This is a genomic window from Enterobacter sp. T2 (assembly GCF_010692925.1).
Lineage (GTDB): Bacteria > Pseudomonadota > Gammaproteobacteria > Enterobacterales > Enterobacteriaceae > Enterobacter > Enterobacter kobei.
In genome coordinates this window covers 2215240-2233293 of record NZ_CP048736.1, presented here as the reverse complement: position 1 = coordinate 2233293, position 18054 = coordinate 2215240, and the positions used below count along the sequence as shown (strand labels likewise).

The window sequence follows — 18054 nt, the reverse complement described above, 5'->3', positions numbered from 1 at the left end:
GGTCTAAGCCTGGATGAGTTCAAACTGTCGTATCGACATGTTCACAGGAGAACACAATGAGTAAAATTGGCATTAACGGATTCGGACGCATTGGACGCCTTGTTCTGCGCCGCCTTCTTGAAACTCAGGACAGTAATACTGTCGTCGCCATCAACGACCTCACCTCCCCGAAAGTGCTGGCTTACCTGCTCAGACATGATTCCAACTACGGTGGCTTCCCGTGGAGCGTAGATTTCACTGAAGATGCGCTGATCGTCGACGGTAAGACCATTGCGGTATACGCGGAGAAAGAGGCAAAGCATATTCCATGGAAAACGGCGGGAGTGGATATTGTCGTGGAGTGCACCGGCTTCTACACCTCTGAAGAGAAATCCCGGGCACATCTGGACGCAGGTGCGAAAAAAGTGCTGATTTCGGCACCTGCAGGTGACATGAAAACCATCGTCTATAGCGTGAATGACGACACGATTAACGCCAGTGACACCATTATTTCCGTCGCGTCCTGCACCACCAACTGCCTGGCCCCGCTGGCAAAAGCCCTGCACGATGCGTTTGAAATAAAAGTGGGCACCATGACCACCATCCATGCCTACACCGGCACCCAGGCGCTGGTCGATGGACCGCGCGGGAAAGATCTACGCGCCTCGCGGGCAGCAGCTGAGAACATTATTCCGCACACGACCGGTGCGGCAAAAGCCATCGGCCTGGTGATCCCTGCGCTCAGCGGCAAGCTGAAAGGCCACGCGCAGCGCGTGCCGGTAAAAACCGGCTCCGTCACCGAGCTGGTCGCCATTCTGGGCAAGAAAGTTACCGTTGAGGAGATCAACGCTGCGCTGAAAAAGGCGACACAGGGGAATAAATCGTTCGGGTATACCGATGATGAAATTGTGTCGTCAGACGTGATTGGTTCGCACTACGGTTCGGTATTCGACGCCACACAGACGGAGGTGTCGGAAGCGGGAGACCTGCAACTGGTGAAGGCCGTCGCGTGGTATGACAACGAGTATGGTTTCGTGACGCAGCTGGTGCGTACGCTGGATAAGTTCGCCGCGCTGTGAAATTCCCCCTCCCCCTGACCCTCTCCCCAAAGGGGCGAGGGGATTGCCCCGTGCTCAGATGATTTTACGCGCCACCTTCAGGACCGGATCCTGCTGAATCTGTTTCCAGGCTTCGGTGACAGCCTCAGGGAATTCGACGTGCGCGATAAAATCCCGGCCGGCCGGGCCATAGCCGTTCTCATCGTCATGCAGACGCGGCAGTTCCCCCATAACCAGCGAAAGGTAACGCTCAACGGCCCACAGCCCTGCGTTACCCTCGCTAAATACCACGCCGTTTTTGCCGTTTTGCAGTATTGGCGTCATTCCCGGGTGGCTAATCCACTGCGGAGAAACGGGCTCATCGCGGCAAACGCGGGCGAATGTCGCCATCGTACGGCGCTGCATCGTCGGATCCTGAACCACCAGCATTCGTCCGCTTGTTCGCTGGTGCTGTTTCAGCATGTTCCAGCTAAATCGGGCGTTTTCTCCGCAGTTAGTGGAGCGATCTTCAACCCACAGGCGCGACTCGGGGATCTGCCAGAACTCCCGCGCAATGTCGGCAAGAATGCTTGCTTCCGCCCGCCCGGACACCGGCAGTGGGTGATAACGGGGGTGGTGACGGATCGCATCATACAAAAACGTTGTCGAGTGGCCGATACCGCCGCTAATCAGCAGCGGAACCTGCTTTTCTGCGGCAATTCGGCAGGCTGCTTCAATGGTCGTGATCACCGCGTTTCCTGCCAGGATCACCCCATCAACATCCGGGGTTTGAGACGTGCCGCGGAGATCGTCCTGCGCCAGCCATTCACCGACAGTATTGATGGCCGTAAGCGTAGCGTCCGGCAGGACGGGGAAATGGGGCTGAACCATGGTGAACTCCTCGCGTTGTTGAATCACCGAATTTATCATTTTTCTGAAATAACCAGAAACATCCAAAAATCATCGGGTTGCACCTGCCTATTATGCTTTTGATTTTCAGCCCAACAAAACATTGTATGGTACAGGCGTCATGAAAAAGCACCCAACGCTGCTTATTTCACCGTGATCTGACCAGTTTTATCCCCCCTGCGCTTGCTAAATACAACATCCAACCCTAAGTTGCTTAACAATTTGACAACCTTTTTCATCATCACAGGTTGCACCTGAAGCGCGCCAGGTGACACCTCTTACATCATCAACGTGGCGAGGTTTCAGGTCATGACAGAACATGAAAGTACGACGACGGTATTACGAAAAAATAAGAAGGTGTTAATCGCCAGCCTTACCGGGAGCGCCATTGAATGGTTTGACTATTTTCTCTACGGTACGGCGGCCGCGCTGGTCTTTAATAAGATCTTCTTCCCGATGGTCGATCCGGTGATCGGACTCATTCTCTCTTATCTCTCCTTCTCCTTAACCTTTTTTATTCGCCCCATTGGCGGGGTACTTTTTGCACATATCGGTGACCGCATCGGACGTAAAAAGACCCTTGTCCTGACCCTCTCGTTGATGGGCGGTGCAACCGTCATGATTGGCCTGCTGCCGACGTATGAGATGATTTGCATGTGGGCTCCCGCGCTGCTGATCCTGATGCGTATCATTCAGGGGATGGGCATCGGCGGTGAATGGGGCGGCGCGCTGTTGCTGGCCTATGAATACGCGCCAGAAAAACGCAAAGGGTTCTTCGGCAGCATTCCGCAGGCGGGCGTGACCATCGGCATGCTGATGGCGACCTTTATTGTTTCGCTCATGACCCTGTTCAGTGAAGAGGATTTTCTCTCCTGGGGCTGGCGGATCCCGTTCCTGCTGAGCTCGGTACTGGTATTGCTCGGCCTGTGGATCCGAAAAGATATTGATGAAACGCCTGATTTTCAAAAGGTGAAAGCGTCTGGTCAGGTAGCGAAAGCCCCACTCCGCGATACGCTGAAGCATCACTGGCGCGAAGTGCTGATTGCCGCCGGGCTGAAGGTCGTGGAAACCGCCCCATTCTATATTTTCTCAACCTTCGTGGTGAGCTATGCCACCACCACGCTCACCTATCAGAAATCACAGGCGCTGGAAGCCGTGACGCTGGGAGCTCTGGTCGCCACCATCATGATCCCATTAATGGGGTTGCTCTCGGATAAAATTGGCCGGCAGCGCATGTATGCCACAAGCGTCTTCATACTCGGTTTGTTTATCGTGCCATGGTTTATGCTGCTCAATACGGGCACGACGTGGGGCATTGTGCTCGCAACGGTCATCGCCTTTGGCGTGTTGTGGGCTCCGGTAACGGCGGTACTCGGCACACTCTGCTCTGAGATCTTCAGCGCAAACGTACGCTACACCGGTATTACGCTCGGTTATCAGTTAGGTGCCGCGCTGGCAGGCGGGACCGCCCCGCTGATTGCCACTGGACTGCTGGCAAAATACGACGGCGATTGGGTGCCCGTGGCCTGGTATCTGGCCGTGACGGTTGCTATCTCACTGATTGCCATTTTCTGCGCCAGCCGCGTGAAACGAACGCCCGCGGTCCAGGCACAACCTGACCAGATCTGAACGTTCGGCGGCCCTTCCCGGGCCGCTCTTTTTGTTCAAGTGCCCTCTCAACATTTGATTAACATGCGTAAATCATATTCACTTGAATTATCATTTGCGGCAGACGTAGAATCGCCAGTCGACACATTTTTCCATTATTTCTAAGGTAAACAACGTTATGCGCCTGCCCGAACGCGATCCTTATGCTCCTCGCGAGTGGCAGCCACATGAGAAACCCGCTCTGCTGGGGTCGCCTTCCACACCTGAACACAGCACGCCCAAACGGATTGCCTACGGCGTCGTGGGCCTGCTGGTGTGCCTGACGGGGGCGCTGGGTAATGCGGTGGTGACCGCCAATCTGCAAAACCTGCAGGGCACCTTCGGCGCCTGGTCAACGGAAATCGCCTGGCTGCCCGCGGTCTATGTGATGACCAACATCTCCATCAACCTGCTGCTGGTCAAATTCCGCCAGCAGTACGGTCTGCGCGCCTTCACCGAAGGGTTTCTGGTGCTGTATGTGCTGGTCACCTTTTTCCATCTGTTTGTTAACGATCTCAGCTCAGCGCTGATGGTGCGCGCCGCGCACGGGATGGTGGCCGCCGCGCTCAGCTCGCTGGGGATTTACTACCAGATCCAGGCCTGGCCGGCGAAACATCGCCTGAAGGCGCTGACCATAGGCATTACCGGCTCGTCACTCGCCATTCCGCTGGCGCGGCTGTTTTCGACTGAACTGCTCCAGCTGGACGAGTGGCGCGGATTGTATTTCTTTGAACTGGGGCTGGCGCTGATCTCCCTGGCCTGCGTGATCGCGCTGAAGCTGCCGCCGGGCGACCGACGCAAGGTCTTTGAGAAGAAAGACTTTGTCACCTTCTTTCTGCTGGCGCCGGGCATGGCCTTGCTGTGCGCGGTGCTGTCGCTGGGACGTCTGGACTGGTGGTTTGAAGCGCCGTGGATCGGCTGGTCGCTGGCGTTATCGCTGGTGCTGATTGTGTCCGCCATCGTCTTTGAACATAACCGCACTAACCCACTGCTGAATACCCGCTGGCTGTCGAGCGGCAGCATCGTCCGTCTGGGACTGATTATGCTGCTGATCCGCATCGTGCTGGCGGAGCAAAATACCGGGGTGATTGGCTGGTTACAGTATGTGGGATTACAGAATGAGCAGATGACCCATCTGGCGTGGTCCATTTTCGCCGGGATCGTCTGCGGGATCGTCACCAGCTGTCTCACCATCAAGCCCACAAAACTGGCGTGGCCGATTATCACCTCCCTGGCGCTGATGATCATTGCCTCGCTGCTGGACAGCCAGTCCAATAACCTGACCCGCCCGGACCAGCTGATGGTCAGCCAGTTCCTGCTGGGCTTCGGTAGCGCTTTCTTCCTCGCCCCGGCCATGCTGGCCGCCATTGGCGGAGTGATCGCCGACCCGCGTAATCTGGTCAGCTTCTCGGTCATGTTTGGCATGAGCCAGAACCTCGGCGGTCTGCTCGGGTCGGCGATCCTCGGTACTTTCCAGACCTGGCGTGAGAAGTACCACTCCAGCCTGCTGGCAGACCAGCTCACCACGCTCAACCCGCTGGTCAACGAGCGAATTCAGCTTTATACCCAGATGTATAAAAGCCTGATCGGTGACAGTTCGCTGTTGGGAACTCAGGCAATTACCCAACTACAAAGCGTCACCGCCCTTGAGGCAAATATTCTGGCTTACAACGATACTTATCTTCTGACGGCAAGCATCGCTGCCGCCACGCTGGTCTGGATTTTATGGCGCTTGCTGCGTCTGCGCATCACTGCCCGTATGGCGCTGAAGAACGCCACCGGCAACAAGTAATTGAAAGAGTTCTGGAGAATTTATGAGTCAGCAGGATGCCGCCAAAGAGCAGGCCAACACCCGCAAAAATGTGCGCATTGTTTCCGTTTTCACCGCCGCTGCTATCGGTCTTGTCGGCGTGCTGGTGATCCTTTACGCCTGGCAGTTACCGCCCTTTACCCGACACGTGCAGTTTACCGACAACGCCTACGTGCGGGGACAAACGACGTTTATCAGCCCGCAGGTGAATGGCTATATCACAGAGGTGAAGGTTCAGGACTTTGTGCAGGTCAAAAAAGGCGATCTGCTGCTGCAGATTGATGACCGCATCTACCGTCAGCGGGTGCATCAGGCCGAGGCGCAGCTGGCGATGAAAATTGCCGCCCTGAATAATAACCTGCAGCAGCGTAAAAGCGCCGAAGCGACGATTGCCAAAAATGAAGCCGCGCTGAAAAATGCCCGCGCCCAGAGCCTGAAAACCCAGGCGGATTTGAAGCGCGTGAAGGATCTGACGGCGGATGGGTCACTTTCCGTTCGCGAACGCGATGCCGCCCTGGCAAGCGCGGCTCAAGGCAGCGCCGATATCGACCAGGCGAAAGCAACGCTTGAGATGTCGCGTCAGGATCTGCAGACGGTGATTGTGAACCGCGGGGCGCTGGAGGCGGACGTTGAGAACGCCAAAGCGGCGCTGGAGCTGGCGCAGATCGATCTGCAAAACACCCGCATTGTGGCCCCGCGTGATGGCCAGCTGGGGCAGATTGCCGTGCGTCTCGGGGCGTATGTGACCGCCGGGACCCATCTCACCACCCTTGTGCCCCCCCAGCACTGGGTTATTGCCAATATCAAAGAGACCCAGCTCGCGGAGCTGCGCGTTGGTCAGCCGGTGAAATTCACCGTCGATGCCCTGAACGACAAAGCGTATCAGGGCCGCGTGGAGAGCATCTCTCCCGCAACCGGCGTGGAATTCAGCGCGATCACGCCGGATAACGCCACCGGTAACTTTGTCAAAATTGCCCAGCGAATTCCGGTGCGCATTGAGGTACTCGGTAAGCCAGAGGAATCCGCCCTGCTGCGTCCGGGCATGTCGGTACAGGTAACAATTGATACGCGGGAGGCGAAACCATGATCCTGCGTCCGATAGCCGGACTGGTCGTGGCGGTGATGCTGGCCGGATGCCAGTCCGTCGACGTCAAACCGGCGCAGCCCACGCTGCACATTCCTGCGCAATGGCGGGCCACCTCGGGGCCAGCCAGCCCGACGGAACAGCTCTGGTGGCGTAATTTTCATGACAACCACCTGAACCGCTATGTGGACCAGGCGCTTAAGAATAACAGTGACGTGTTGATCGCCCGCGAACGGATAAACGAGTATCAGGCGCGGGTCTTTGCGGCCGACGGCAGCCTGTTTCCCTCGCTTGACGCGGGCGTCACGGGGACGCGCGCCCGTTCGCAATCCGCTGCGACCGGGTTGCCCGTCTACGGTACGGTGTACAGAGGCAGCCTGACGGCGAGCTACGACGTTGATATCTGGGGCGTCAACCGCAGCACGGCGAATGCCGCTCAGGCGTCGCTGGAGGCGCAAAAAGCCGCCGCTGCCGCCGCGGATTTGACTGTCGCCTCGTCCGTGGCTTCCGGGTACGTCACCCTGCTCTCACTTGACGAACAGCTGCGCGTGACCGAATCCACGCTGAAGTCCCGCGAGGAGGCGTTTAACCTCGCGAAACGTCAGTTTGAAACCGGCTACAGTTCGCGCCTGGAGCTGATGCAGTCTGACTCCGAATTACGTTCAACGCGGGCGCAGGTGCCCGTGTTACAGCATCAGATTGCGCAGCAGGAAAATGCGCTTAGCCTGCTGCTGGGAAGCAATCCCGGCGCGGTAGCGCGCAGCGAAAGCTTTGCGGCGCTGACGCCGCTGAAGCTGCCGTCGCAGCTGCCTTCCACGCTTCTGAACCGTCGCCCGGATATCGTTCAGGCTGAACGCCAGCTGGTGGCGGCGGATGCCTCCCTTGCCGCGGCGCGCGCCAGCCTGCTGCCATCGATCAACCTGACTGCCACCGGATCGATTCAGGATCGTACCCTTTCTGGCCTGCTGGACAATCCGCTTCAGCTCTGGAGCGCCGGGGGCAGTATTCTTGCCCCGCTGCTGAACCGCCAGGCGCTGAATGCGCAGGTGGATATTTCCCAGTCTCAGCGTAACCAGGCGCTGTACGCCTATGAAAAAACCGTGCGTAACGCGTTTGCGGAAGTGAACAACAGCCTTGATGCCATTACGCGCTATCAGGAACAGCTGACGGAGCTACTCGCCCAGCAGGCTGTGGCGCAGGAGACGCTGCGCATTGCGCAGAATCGCTATCGCAACGGCTATTCTTCCTATCTGGACGTGCTGGACGCGCAGCGCACGCTGTTCTCGGTCCAGACCAGCGTCGTGCAGGTGAAAAATAATCTGCTGCTGGCGCAGATTGATTTATACAGGGCGCTGGGCGGCGGCTGGGGCAGTGCCTGAAATCCTGCCCGGTGGCGCGTCGCTTACCGGTCCTGGATTTCGCACCCGTAGGCCGGGTAAGGCGTAGTCGCCACCCGGCAATCCTTCCCAAGGAGTCAATCTATGCAACAACAGTGGTCTGCAGTAGATAATTTCATGATTTCTTCGCTGATCCCTGACGATGACGTACTGAGTCAGGTACTGGAAAACAACAAGCGCGCCGGGCTGCCCGAGCACGACGTGGCGGCCAATCAGGGGCAGCTGCTGGCGCTGTTCGTGCGCATGACGCAGGCAAGACGCATTCTCGAGATCGGGACGCTGGGTGCCTATAGCTCAATCTGGATGGCGCGCGCCCTGCCGCCGGACGGAAAGCTGATCACACTCGAGGCCGACCCGAGACATGCCGACGTTGCGCGTCAGAATATTCACCTCGCGGGGCTGAACGATCGCATTGAACTGATTGAAGGCCCGGCGCTGAGCTCGCTCGAAAATTTTGGTGACGTTCCGCCGTTCGACCTGATCTTTATTGATGCCGATAAGCCGAACAATCCCGGCTATCTGGAGTGGGCGTTGCACTATTCCCGTCCCGGTACGGTAATTATCGGCGATAACGTGGTTCGCGAGGGTGAAGTCGTTAACGGGCAAAGCGACGACGCGCGCGTGCAGGGCGTGCGGCGTTTTATCGAGATGACTGGAGATAACCCGCGCTTAACCGCCACCGCGTTGCAAACGGTGGGGGTTAAGGGATGGGATGGGTTTACGCTGGCGATTGTGAACGGGTGAAAATTGTGCGGGCTGATGCCCTCACCCCGACCCTCTCCCACAGGGAGAGGGAGAAAATCGGGCAAGGCTTTTAGCCAGAGATCTGCTCCATCGCCTGCAGGATACGCTTATCCGAAATCGGATACGGCGTACCGAGCTGCTGGGCAAAGAAGCTGACGCGTAGCTCCTCGATCATCCAGCGGATCGCCTGCACGTCTTCATCGTCGCGGCGCGCCGGCGGCAGCTTGTTTAGCCACTGCTGCCACGCCTGCTGCACGCTTTCCACTTTCAACATCTGCGCGCGATCGCGGTGCGGGTCGATGGCCATTTTCTCCAGACGTTTTTCAATTGCCTGCAGATAGCGCAGCGTATCGCCGAGACGGTTGAAGCCGTTGCCGGTGACAAAGCCACGATACACCAGCCCCGCCATCTGCGCCTTCACGTCCGACAGCCCCAGCGCCATGGTCATATCCACGCGCCCCTTCAGGCGCTTGTTGATGTTGAACACGGCGGTGAGGATCTGCTCGACCTGTTTGGCAATCTCCACCACGGTGTCGTTGAGCTCCGCGCGAACCTTTTCATGAAGCTGAGCAAAGCCCTCTTCCGTCCAGACCGGACCGCCCGCCTCGTGGATCAGTTTGTCCACGCCGCAGGAGATGCAGTCGTCAATTAGATCCAGCACTTTGCCGTACGGGTTAAAGTACAGACCCAGCTTGGCCTTGTTCGGCAACTTCTCGTGCAGATATTTAATCGGCGACGGAATGTTCAGCAGCAGCAGGCGACGCAGCCCGCGCCACATCATCTGCTGCTGTTCCTGCGGGTTATCAAACAGCTTGATCGCCACGCTGTCGCGCTCGTCCACCAGCGCTGGCCAGGCTTTCACCTTATAGTTACCGCGTTTTTGCTCGTAGCTTTCCGGAAGCTGACCAAAACTCCAGATATGCAGTCCGCTCTGCTCGATACCGTCGTCCGCCACCGCAGAGAGCGTCTCCTGGACTTTCCCTTTCAGCGCCTCTTTTAGCTCGCTCAGGGAACGCCCTTCCAGCAGCTTTTTGTTTTTATCATCCACCACGCGGAAGCTGATTTTCAGGTGATCGGGTACCTGTTCCCAGTTCCAGTCTTCGCGGTCAATGGTGGTGCCTGTCATGCGGCGGAATTCTCGCTCCAGCGCGTCCAGCAGCGGCAGCTCCAGCGGCGTGACGCGGCCCAAAAACGCTTCCGCGTAGTTCGGCGCAGGCACAAAATTACGCCGCACCGGTTTCGGCAGCGATTTAATCAGCGCAATGACCAGCTCGCGGCGCAGGCCGGGGATCTGCCATTCAAATCCGCTCTCGTCGACCTGGTTTAACAGCGGCAGCGGAATGTGGACGGTCACGCCGTCCGCATCGGCCCCCGGTTCAAACTGATAGGTCAGACGCAGCTTGAGATTGCCCTGATGCCAGAAGTTCGGGTAGTCGAGCTTGCTGACCGACTCCGCCCCCTCTTTAATCAACATGCTCTTTTCAAAATTGAGCAGGTCCGGCGTCTCTTTACTGGCCTTCTTCCACCAGCTGTCAAAGTGGCGGGCGGAAATCACATCGTGACTGATGCGCTGATCGTAAAATTCGAACAGCGCCTCGTCGTCTACCAGGATGTCGCGACGGCGGGATTTATGCTCAAGCTCTTCCACCTCGGCGCGCAGCTTCAGGTTTTCGCGGAAGAACGCATGGCGCGTCTGCCAGTCGCCCTCCACCAGCGCGTGGCGGATAAACAGCTCGCGGCTGAGCGCCGGGTCAATCTGGCTGTAGTTGACCTTACGCGCGGCCACCACCGGCAGGCCATAAACGGTCACCTTCTCGGTCGCCATCACTGCCCCCTGCGCACGCTCCCAGTGTGGTTCACTGTATGAGCGTTTCAGCAGATGCTGCGCGACTGGCTCAACCCATTCCGGGTCGATCCGCGCGGCAATGCGTCCCCACAGGCGGCTGGTTTCCACCAGCTCGGCCACCATGGTCCACTTCGGCGGCTTCTTGAATAAGCCGGAACCGGGGAAGATGGAGAAACGGGCATTGCGCGCGCCGGTATACTCCTGCTTCTCTGCGTCCTTCATCCCAATGTGGGACAGCAGGCCGGTCAGCAGCGCGATATGAATTTCACGGTACTCCGCCGGCTCGCTGTTTACCGGAATGCCCAGCTCTTTCACCACCTGGCGCAGCTGGGTGTAGATATCCTGCCACTCGCGCACGCGCAGGTAGTTGAGGAAATCCACGCGGCACTGGCGGCGGAACTGGTTCGAGGAGAGCGCTTTCTGCTGCTCGCCGAGATAGTTCCACAGGCTCACGAAGGCGAGGAAATCGGACTCTTTGTCGTGGAAGCGACGGTGTTTTTCATCTGACGCCTGCTGTTTATCCATCGGACGCTCGCGCGGATCCTGAATGGAGAGCGCAGAGGTAATAATCATCGCCTCGCGCACGCAGCCGTGCTTCTGGGCTTCCAGCACCATGCGCGCCAGACGCGGGTCGACCGGCAACTGGCTAAGCTGACGACCCAACGGCGTCAGTTTATAGACCGTCGCCTGCTCGTCGGTGGTAATGGCCCCCAACTCTTCCAGCAGACGGACACCGTCCTGAATGTTGCGTTTGTCCGGCGCTTCCACGAACGGGAACGCCGCGATGTCGCCCAGCCCCAGGGCGGTCATCTGCAGGATAACGGACGCCAGGTTGGTACGCAGAATTTCCGGGTCGGTAAACTCCGGGCGCGACAGGAAATCGTCTTCGGAATAGAGACGAATACAGATCCCTTCCGACACACGACCGCAGCGGCCTTTACGCTGGTTGGCCGACGCCTGAGAAACCGGCTCTATTGGCAGGCGTTGCACCTTGGTGCGGTAGCTGTAGCGGCTGATACGCGCCGTGCCCGGGTCGATCACGTATTTGATCCCCGGTACGGTCAGCGAGGTTTCCGCCACGTTGGTCGCCAGCACAATGCGGCGTCCGCCGTGCGGCTGGAACACGCGGTTCTGCTCGCTGTTCGACAGGCGCGCGTACAGGGGCAGGATCTCCGTATGACGCAGATCGCGCTTGCTGAGCGCATCGGCGGTGTCGCGAATTTCGCGCTCGCCGCTCATAAAGATCAGAATGTCGCCCGCACTTTCGTTGCCCAGTTCGTCGACAGCGTCGAAGATGGCCTGGAGCTGGTCGCGCTCGGTATCATCCGCCTCTTCGACAATCGGGCGATAGCGCACTTCCACCGGGTACGTGCGTCCTGACACTTCAATTATCGGCGCATTGTTGAAATGCTTCGAGAAGCGCTCCGGGTCGATGGTCGCGGAGGTGATGATGATTTTCAGATCCGGACGACGCGGCAGCAGTTCTTTCAGGTAACCGAGCAGGAAGTCAATGTTCAGGCTGCGCTCGTGCGCTTCGTCGATGATGATGGTGTCGTACTGCATCAGCAGGCGATCCTGCTGGATTTCCGCCAGCAGGATACCGTCAGTCATCAGCTTGACCATGGTGTTATCGCTGACGTGGTCGCTGAATCGCACCTTGTAACCGATGCAGCCACCCGGCTCGGTTTGCAGCTCTTCGGCAATACGGTTCGCCACGGTACGCGCCGCCAGACGACGCGGCTGGGTGTGGCCAATCAGACCTTTCACCCCGCGTCCCAGCTCCATGCAGATTTTCGGCAACTGGGTGGTTTTCCCCGAACCGGTTTCCCCTGCGACAATTACCACCTGGTGGTCGCGCACGGCTTCCAGGATGTCCTGTTTTTTCTGACTGACAGGCAGGTTTTCCGGGTAGGTAATTGCCGGACGTGCAGCTTCGCGCAGCACAACTTTCCCTGCTGCCTGTTCAATCTCTTTCGCCATTTCCTGATAAATGGCCTGTTGTGCATCAGGATTTTTAACCTTCTTCACGCCGTGCAGACGACGCGCAAACCGCTGTTTATCGCGCAGCATCAGGGCATCAAGCCTTTGCAGGAGTATCGGGAAGGTGATTTTTTGGTGTTCTGTCATAGCGTTAATGGGCAGTGCTCTGCCGGGTAAAATCTCTTTTTAATGATTGCTATAGAGTACCACATTGACGCTTTCTGCGCCTTATTCAAAAAATTCGAACATAGGCTTCGATATATTGCGCTATCTCTGTGGCAGGATTGTGAATAGAGTGTCAACAAGCAACGGGGCAACCCCCTTCAATCAAATGCAAAAACAGGAATCACCCATGAGCAAAGTATTAGTGTTGAAATCCAGTATTCTGGCAGGGTACTCTCAGTCTGGTCAGCTGTCTGATTATTTCGTTGAACAGTGGCGTGAACAGCATTCCGCTGACGAAATCACCGTGCGCGACCTGGCGGCAAACCCTATTCCTGTGCTGGACGGTGAACTGGTTGGCGCGCTGCGTCCGAGCGATGCTCCGCTGAGCCCGCGTCAGCAGGAAGCCCTGGCCCTGTCCGACGAACTGATTGCTGAGCTGCAGGCGCACGACGTTATCGTGATTAACGCCCCAATGTACAACTTCAACATCCCTACTCAGCTGAAGAACTACTTCGACCTGGTGGCGCGTGCTGGCGTAACCTTCCGTTACACTGAAAACGGCCCTGAAGGTCTGGTGAAAGGCAAACGTGCGATCGTACTGACCAGCCGCGGCGGTATCCATAAAGACACCCCAACCGACCTGGTTGCGCCGTACCTGAGCCTGTTCCTGGGCTTCATCGGCATCACTGACGTGAACTTCGTGTTCGCGGAAGGCATCGCTTACGGTCCTGAAGTGGCAACGAAAGCGCAGACCGACGCGAAAGCCGCGATCGACAGCCTGGTTGCCGCCTAAGATTTCCCCCTCTCACCGCCCGGTGGGAGGGTTTTTCTTTTCTCCACATTTCGTTATCATCCGCTCCCACTCTCCAGCCGGGCGGCCTGATGTCTGCGATTATTGATTCTTTTATTGCCCCACCGTGTCATGACGACATCGAGATCCTCTGGCAGGATGAACATCTGCTGCTGATCAATAAGCCTTCCGGTCTGCTCAGCCTCTCGGGGAAAAATCCACAAAACCTTGATTCTGTCCATTATCGTCTGGTTCAGACGTTCCCGGGCTGCACGCTGGTACATCGTCTCGATTTCGGCACGTCCGGGCTGATGGTGATTGCGCGTAACAAAGCGATCAATGCGGCGCTCTGCCAGCAGTTCAGCCAGCGCAGCGTGGAGAAAGTTTACAGCGCCTTGCTTTGCGGACATCTGGAAAACGATGAGGGCGTGATAGATGCCCCGATTGCCAAAGATCCGGCGCTGTTCCCGCTGATGTCAATCTGCGCCATTAACGGTAAACCCGCCCGCTCCCGCTATCGGGTGGTGGAACGTTTTTATCAGGGAACGGGAGTGCCGTTAACGCGGGTGACGCTTACCCCGGAAACCGGGCGAACCCATCAGCTGCGTATTCATTGCCAGCAGTTGGGGCACCCGATTCTGGGCTGCGATCTGTATGGCGGTCTTGACGCGCCGGGGGCGGAAATCACGCCCCGGCTGATGCTGCATGCCTGCGAGCTGAATTTTATTCATCCGGTGAGCGGCGAGCCGGTTACTGCCCGTCACACCGCCCCGTTCTGACGGCGGTTTACCACATCAAATCGTCAGGGATTTTGAAGTCCGCGTAGGGATCGTCTTCATCCTGCTCTTCCTGACTGAGCGCGCTGTTTAACACAATGCAGTCGGCATCACGCTGGGCAATTTTATCGGCCACGACTGCCGGGATAATCGCGTATTCACAGTCGCCGCTGGCGTTAATCACCAGACGCGCAATCGCCAGACGGCCGTTGATCAGCTGAGTCTGGGTTTGCTTGTCGACGTCGAGTTTTTTGATCAGATTACCGTCAGTGAAGTTAAAGGTGATATTGCCTTTCGCCACGGTGATGCGGTTCATCTCAATCAGCTGCTTCACCTGTGCTTTAAACTCTTTTGCCAGCACGGCCTGCTTCTGCTGTTCGCTGAGCTGCTTGTCACGCTCGATCTGCGCTTTTTTATTCTCTTCCACTGCTTCGCGCGCCTCACGAGCCTGAACGCGTGATTTCTTTGCCGTACGCTGCACTTTCGCCGCTTTCTTGCTGCTAACGAGGCCCGCTTTCAGCATCTGCTCTTGTAAGGTGAGTTTTGTCATGATCGTTTCTAAACCGGTTGGAAATTTTGGGGATTATAGCGGGAATTGAACAGAAATAAAAAAATGCCAATCCTCTACAGCGGGTTAACGGCGACGGCAAAGCACATATACGACGCTGAACCGTAGGCCGGGTAAGCGCAGCGCCACCCGGCAAGAAGGCAGCGACACGCGAGTATCACGCTTCATGAACTTCGCTCATGTTGCAGTGAAATTAAGTCACTTCCCCTGCGCCGCGGGGTCAGGCATAAATTATGCATCGGTAACTTCTTAGCAACATGAACTTAGGATGCATAACGACAATGAGCAAAGCTTTCACCTATACCCTTAAGCGCAGTTGCTTCGATGAGAATTACAACCCGTCAGAAAATACGCGTACCACCACCAACTTTGCCAACCTGGCGCGCGGAGAAAAGCGTCAGGAAAACCTGCGCAATACCCTGGTGATGATCAATAACCGCTTCAACGCACTGGCGCGCTGGGATAACCCCAACGCCGATCGCTACGCGGTTGAACTTGAAATTATCTCCGTCGATCTGAACATTGGTGCGGATAAGCCGTTCCCGGCCATTGAGATATTGCAAACCACCATCGTCGACAAGAAAAACAACCTGCGTATCCCGGGGATTGTCGGCAATAACTTTTCGTCTTACGTGCGGGATTATGATTTCAGCGTTCTGCTGCTGGAACATAACAAGAACCAACAGCACTTCAGCGTTCCGGAAAAGTTTGGTGAATTGCACGGCAACATATTCCGCCATTTTGTGAGTTCGCCGGAATACAAAGAGAACTTCAGAAAAGGACCGGTGATCTGCCTCAGCGTTTCCAGCAAAGACACCTACCGCCGCACCGGCAACCAGCATCCTGTACTTGGCATTGAGTATCAGCCGGATGGCGAGTCATTAACGGAACTGTACTTTGCCAAAATGGGCCTGAAGGTGCGCTATTTCATGCCAGAAAACAGCGTGGCGCCTTTTGCGTTCTTTTATACCGGTGATTTGCTGAATGATTACAGCAATCTTGAACTGATCGCCACCATCAGCACGATGGAAACGTTTCAGAAAATCTATCGCCCGGAAATTTATAACGCCAACTCGTCGGCGGGACTGTGCTTCCGACCGGATCTGAACCAGCAGGATCACTCATTCACCAAAATTGTTTATGACCGTGAAGAACGAAGCCGTCTGGCGATTGAACAGGGTCGATTCACCGAAGAATACTTTATTAAGCCTTATAAACACATTCTTGAGCAGTGGTCTGATAACTACACGCTTTAATTCATCAAAATAGGTCTTTTATTATGAAAACATTGCTCCCGACGTCTACGGCTGGCAGCCTGCCTAAGCCGACCTGGCTTGCACAACCTGAAACGCTGTGGTCTCCGTGGAAATTAGAGGATCAGGAATTACTGGCAGGAAAACAGGATGCGCTGCGTTTGTCACTGGATGAGCAGATCCGTGCGGGAATCGACATTGTCAGCGACGGCGAACAGACCCGCCAGCACTTCGTCACCACCTTTATCGAACACCTGAGCGGCGTGGATTTTGAAAACCGCCAGACGGTACGCATTCGTAACCGTTATGACGCCAGCGTGCCGACCGTGGTTTCTGCTGTGGCACGTCAGAAATCGGTATTCGTCGACGATGCAAAGTACCTGCGCCAGCTCACGGATAAGCCGATCAAATGGGCCCTCCCCGGACCGATGACCATGATCGACACCCTTTACGACGCGCACTATAAAAGCCGCGAAAAGCTGGCCTGGGAATTCGCCAAAATCCTCAATCAGGAAGCGCGGGAGCTAGAGGCTGCAGGCGTGGATATTATCCAGTTCGACGAACCGGCATTTAACGTCTTTTTTGACGAGGTCAACGACTGGGGCATCGCCGCGCTGGAACGCGCCATTGAAGGGCTGAAGTGCGAAACTGCGGTCCATATCTGCTATGGCTACGGCATCAAAGCCAATACCGACTGGAAAAAAACGCTCGGCTCTGAGTGGCGCCAGTACGAAGAGGCTTTCCCTAAGCTGCAGACCTCGAACATCGACATTATCTCTCTGGAGTGCCACAACTCCCGCGTGCCGATGGATCTGCTGGCGCTGATCCGCGGTAAAAAAGTGATGGTTGGCGCGATTGATGTGGCAACGAACACCGTTGAAACGCCGGAGGAAGTCGCCGATACCCTGCGTAAAGCGCTGCAGTTTGTCGATGCCGACAAGCTTTACCCTTCGACCAACTGCGGTATGGCCCCCCTTTCCCGTCACGTCGCAAACGGTAAGCTGAGAGCCCTCAGCGCAGGCGCAGAGATTATCCGCAAAGAGCTCGGCGCGTAATCCTTTACGTTTGCCAGTACGGCGGCGTACCAAAGCGTTCGACGTAATAATCAATCACCGCCCTGACGTTCAGGGGCGGATGACGTGCATGTGGATAGATCGCCGCAATGTTCAGCGGCTCCGTGTTGATCGCACACGCCATTTCCGGCAGAAGTGCGACAAGCTCTCCCCGCTGGAGCCTGTCGCCAATCAGCCAGTCCGGAAACAGGACGATCCCCATCCCGCCCAGCGCGGCAGTGAGCAACGACTCCGCATTATTGGATGTCATCCGCGCCACCACCGGATAGTGTATCCAGTTCTCCCCCTCGCGACGCACCAGCCAGCGGTTAGGCCCGGACGAACCGCGATAGACCAGACATTGATGATCGCTCAGCGTGGCCGGATCGTCCGGCACACCGTGTTTGCGCAGATACGCGGGCGACGCGGCAAGGTGGTAACGCTGCTGACCAAAAATGCGGGCGTGGAACGTCGAGTCCGTCAACATGCCAATGCGAAAGATAAGATCGGCCGCATCCCGGTGCGGGTCGATAAAGTCATCGGTCAGCGTGAGCTCAATGTTTAACCGCGGATAACGCTCGGTCAGCTCCGCCAGGCCTGGCGCAACATGCCTCTGCCCAAAAAATACCGGCCCATTAATGCGAATTGTGCCGGATGGTTCCGACGAACGTTCATCCAGCTCACGCCGCGCCTCTTCGACGTTTTCGACCATCGCCCGGGCATAGCGGATAAACAGATGACCACTTTCTGTGGGGATCACCGCGCGCGTATTGCGGTAGAACAGCTGCTGACCGAGGGCATCCTCAAGCTGGTGAATAACGCGCGATATCTGTGAGGCTGATATCCCCTGCCGCCGCGCGACAACGGAGAAATTCTGCGCTTCATAGACCTCAATAAAGATCAGCAGCGCGCGGACGTTGATATTACTGGCATCGAACATTAATGCATTTCCTGCAAAGGTGTTTCCTGCATTATGGCATTTTTCTCACTGGACGACCGACGTAATCTTCTTCGCCT

At 56.8% G+C, this 18054-nt stretch carries 14 protein-coding genes; 10 read left to right on the top strand and 4 right to left on the bottom strand.

Annotated features, from left to right (window positions below; translation table 11 throughout):
• Positions 1-56 precede the first annotated feature (56 nt).
• Positions 57-1058 (top strand): type I glyceraldehyde-3-phosphate dehydrogenase, encoded by a 1002-nt coding sequence (gene gap / locus G0034_RS10820; protein WP_023330368.1) that lies wholly within the window; start codon positions 57-59, stop codon positions 1056-1058.
• Between the two features lie 54 nt (positions 1059-1112).
• On the opposite strand, the gene G0034_RS10815 is transcribed toward gap, so the two are convergent.
• Complete coding sequence (locus G0034_RS10815) at positions 1113-1907, bottom strand: YdcF family protein (protein WP_179120851.1); 795 nt, start codon at positions 1905-1907, stop codon at positions 1113-1115.
• Positions 1908-2234: 327 nt separating this feature from the next.
• On the opposite strand from G0034_RS10815, the gene G0034_RS10810 reads away from it, so the two are divergent.
• The 5 genes from G0034_RS10810 (at position 2235) to G0034_RS10790 (ending at position 8607) form a co-directional block, all read left to right on the top strand.
• Positions 2235-3554: an MFS transporter gene (locus tag G0034_RS10810; RefSeq protein WP_179120850.1), complete on the top strand. Its 1320-nt coding sequence runs from the start codon at positions 2235-2237 to the stop codon at positions 3552-3554.
• 157 nt (positions 3555-3711) lie between these two features.
• A complete protein-coding gene (locus G0034_RS10805) occupies positions 3712-5364 on the top strand; it encodes an MFS transporter (protein WP_023337255.1) in 1653 nt (550 codons plus the stop codon).
• A gap of 22 nt (positions 5365-5386) precedes the next feature.
• A complete protein-coding gene (locus G0034_RS10800; protein ID WP_023330366.1) occupies positions 5387-6469 on the top strand; it encodes an HlyD family secretion protein in 1083 nt (360 codons plus the stop codon).
• Entirely contained in the window at positions 6466-7845 is a 1380-nt protein-coding gene (locus G0034_RS10795) for an efflux transporter outer membrane subunit (RefSeq protein ID WP_179120849.1), read from the top strand. Before G0034_RS10800 ends, G0034_RS10795 begins: the two co-directional genes overlap by 4 nt.
• A gap of 102 nt (positions 7846-7947) precedes the next feature.
• A complete protein-coding gene (locus G0034_RS10790) occupies positions 7948-8607 on the top strand; it encodes an O-methyltransferase (RefSeq protein ID WP_179120848.1) in 660 nt (219 codons plus the stop codon).
• Between the two features lie 70 nt (positions 8608-8677).
• Here G0034_RS10790 and hrpA read toward each other — a convergent pair whose 3' ends face one another.
• Positions 8678-12580, bottom strand: a complete 3903-nt coding sequence (gene hrpA / locus G0034_RS10785) for an ATP-dependent RNA helicase HrpA (protein WP_179120847.1) — start codon at positions 12578-12580, stop codon at positions 8678-8680.
• A 205-nt stretch (positions 12581-12785) separates the two neighbouring features.
• Between hrpA and azoR the strand changes: the two genes are divergently transcribed.
• Together azoR and G0034_RS10775 are read left to right on the top strand one after the other, a co-directional pair.
• Positions 12786-13391 carry an FMN-dependent NADH-azoreductase gene (azoR, locus tag G0034_RS10780; protein WP_008502313.1) on the top strand — a complete coding sequence of 202 codons (606 nt, stop codon included), beginning with the start codon at positions 12786-12788 and terminating at the stop codon, positions 13389-13391.
• A gap of 89 nt (positions 13392-13480) precedes the next feature.
• Entirely contained in the window at positions 13481-14167 is a 687-nt protein-coding gene (locus G0034_RS10775) for an RluA family pseudouridine synthase (RefSeq protein ID WP_023330362.1), read from the top strand.
• A gap of 7 nt (positions 14168-14174) precedes the next feature.
• On the opposite strand, the gene G0034_RS10770 is transcribed toward G0034_RS10775, so the two are convergent.
• A complete protein-coding gene (locus tag G0034_RS10770; protein ID WP_032636630.1) occupies positions 14175-14714 on the bottom strand; it encodes a DUF2058 domain-containing protein in 540 nt (179 codons plus the stop codon).
• 299 nt (positions 14715-15013) lie between these two features.
• On the opposite strand from G0034_RS10770, the gene G0034_RS10765 reads away from it, so the two are divergent.
• Both G0034_RS10765 and G0034_RS10760 read left to right on the top strand, forming a co-directional pair.
• Positions 15014-15988: a DUF1852 domain-containing protein gene (locus tag G0034_RS10765; protein WP_014883755.1), complete on the top strand. Its 975-nt coding sequence runs from the start codon at positions 15014-15016 to the stop codon at positions 15986-15988.
• Positions 15989-16011: 23 nt separating this feature from the next.
• On the top strand, positions 16012-17040 hold the full coding sequence (locus G0034_RS10760) for a methionine synthase (RefSeq protein ID WP_058690003.1): 1029 nt from the start codon (positions 16012-16014) through the stop codon (positions 17038-17040).
• Between the two features lie 4 nt (positions 17041-17044).
• Here the strand turns inward: G0034_RS10760 and G0034_RS10755 are convergent, their stop codons facing one another.
• Positions 17045-17977, bottom strand: coding sequence for a LysR family transcriptional regulator (locus G0034_RS10755; protein ID WP_023330359.1), 933 nt, complete (start codon positions 17975-17977; stop codon positions 17045-17047).
• Positions 17978-18054 lie beyond the last annotated feature (77 nt).

Excerpts from the sequence above, each read along its gene's own strand:
- G0034_RS10775 (WP_023330362.1), top strand. The coding sequence starts at position 13,481 with ATGTCTGCGATTATTGATTCTTTTATTGCCCCACCGTGTCATGACGAC.
- G0034_RS10795 (WP_179120849.1), top strand. The coding sequence starts at position 6,466 with ATGATCCTGCGTCCGATAGCCGGACTGGTCGTGGCGGTGATGCTGGCC.
- G0034_RS10760 (WP_058690003.1), top strand. The coding sequence starts at position 16,012 with ATGAAAACATTGCTCCCGACGTCTACGGCTGGCAGCCTGCCTAAGCCG.
- hrpA (WP_179120847.1), bottom strand. The coding sequence starts at position 12,580 with ATGACAGAACACCAAAAAATCACCTTCCCGATACTCCTGCAAAGGCTT.
- G0034_RS10815 (WP_179120851.1), bottom strand. The coding sequence starts at position 1,907 with ATGGTTCAGCCCCATTTCCCCGTCCTGCCGGACGCTACGCTTACGGCC.
- G0034_RS10810 (WP_179120850.1), top strand. The coding sequence starts at position 2,235 with ATGACAGAACATGAAAGTACGACGACGGTATTACGAAAAAATAAGAAG.
- azoR (WP_008502313.1), top strand. The coding sequence starts at position 12,786 with ATGAGCAAAGTATTAGTGTTGAAATCCAGTATTCTGGCAGGGTACTCT.
- G0034_RS10800 (WP_023330366.1), top strand. The coding sequence starts at position 5,387 with ATGAGTCAGCAGGATGCCGCCAAAGAGCAGGCCAACACCCGCAAAAAT.
- G0034_RS10805 (WP_023337255.1), top strand. The coding sequence starts at position 3,712 with ATGCGCCTGCCCGAACGCGATCCTTATGCTCCTCGCGAGTGGCAGCCA.
- G0034_RS10755 (WP_023330359.1), bottom strand. The coding sequence starts at position 17,977 with ATGTTCGATGCCAGTAATATCAACGTCCGCGCGCTGCTGATCTTTATT.
- G0034_RS10770 (WP_032636630.1), bottom strand. The coding sequence starts at position 14,714 with ATGACAAAACTCACCTTACAAGAGCAGATGCTGAAAGCGGGCCTCGTT.
- gap (WP_023330368.1), top strand. The coding sequence starts at position 57 with ATGAGTAAAATTGGCATTAACGGATTCGGACGCATTGGACGCCTTGTT.
- G0034_RS10790 (WP_179120848.1), top strand. The coding sequence starts at position 7,948 with ATGCAACAACAGTGGTCTGCAGTAGATAATTTCATGATTTCTTCGCTG.
- G0034_RS10765 (WP_014883755.1), top strand. The coding sequence starts at position 15,014 with ATGAGCAAAGCTTTCACCTATACCCTTAAGCGCAGTTGCTTCGATGAG.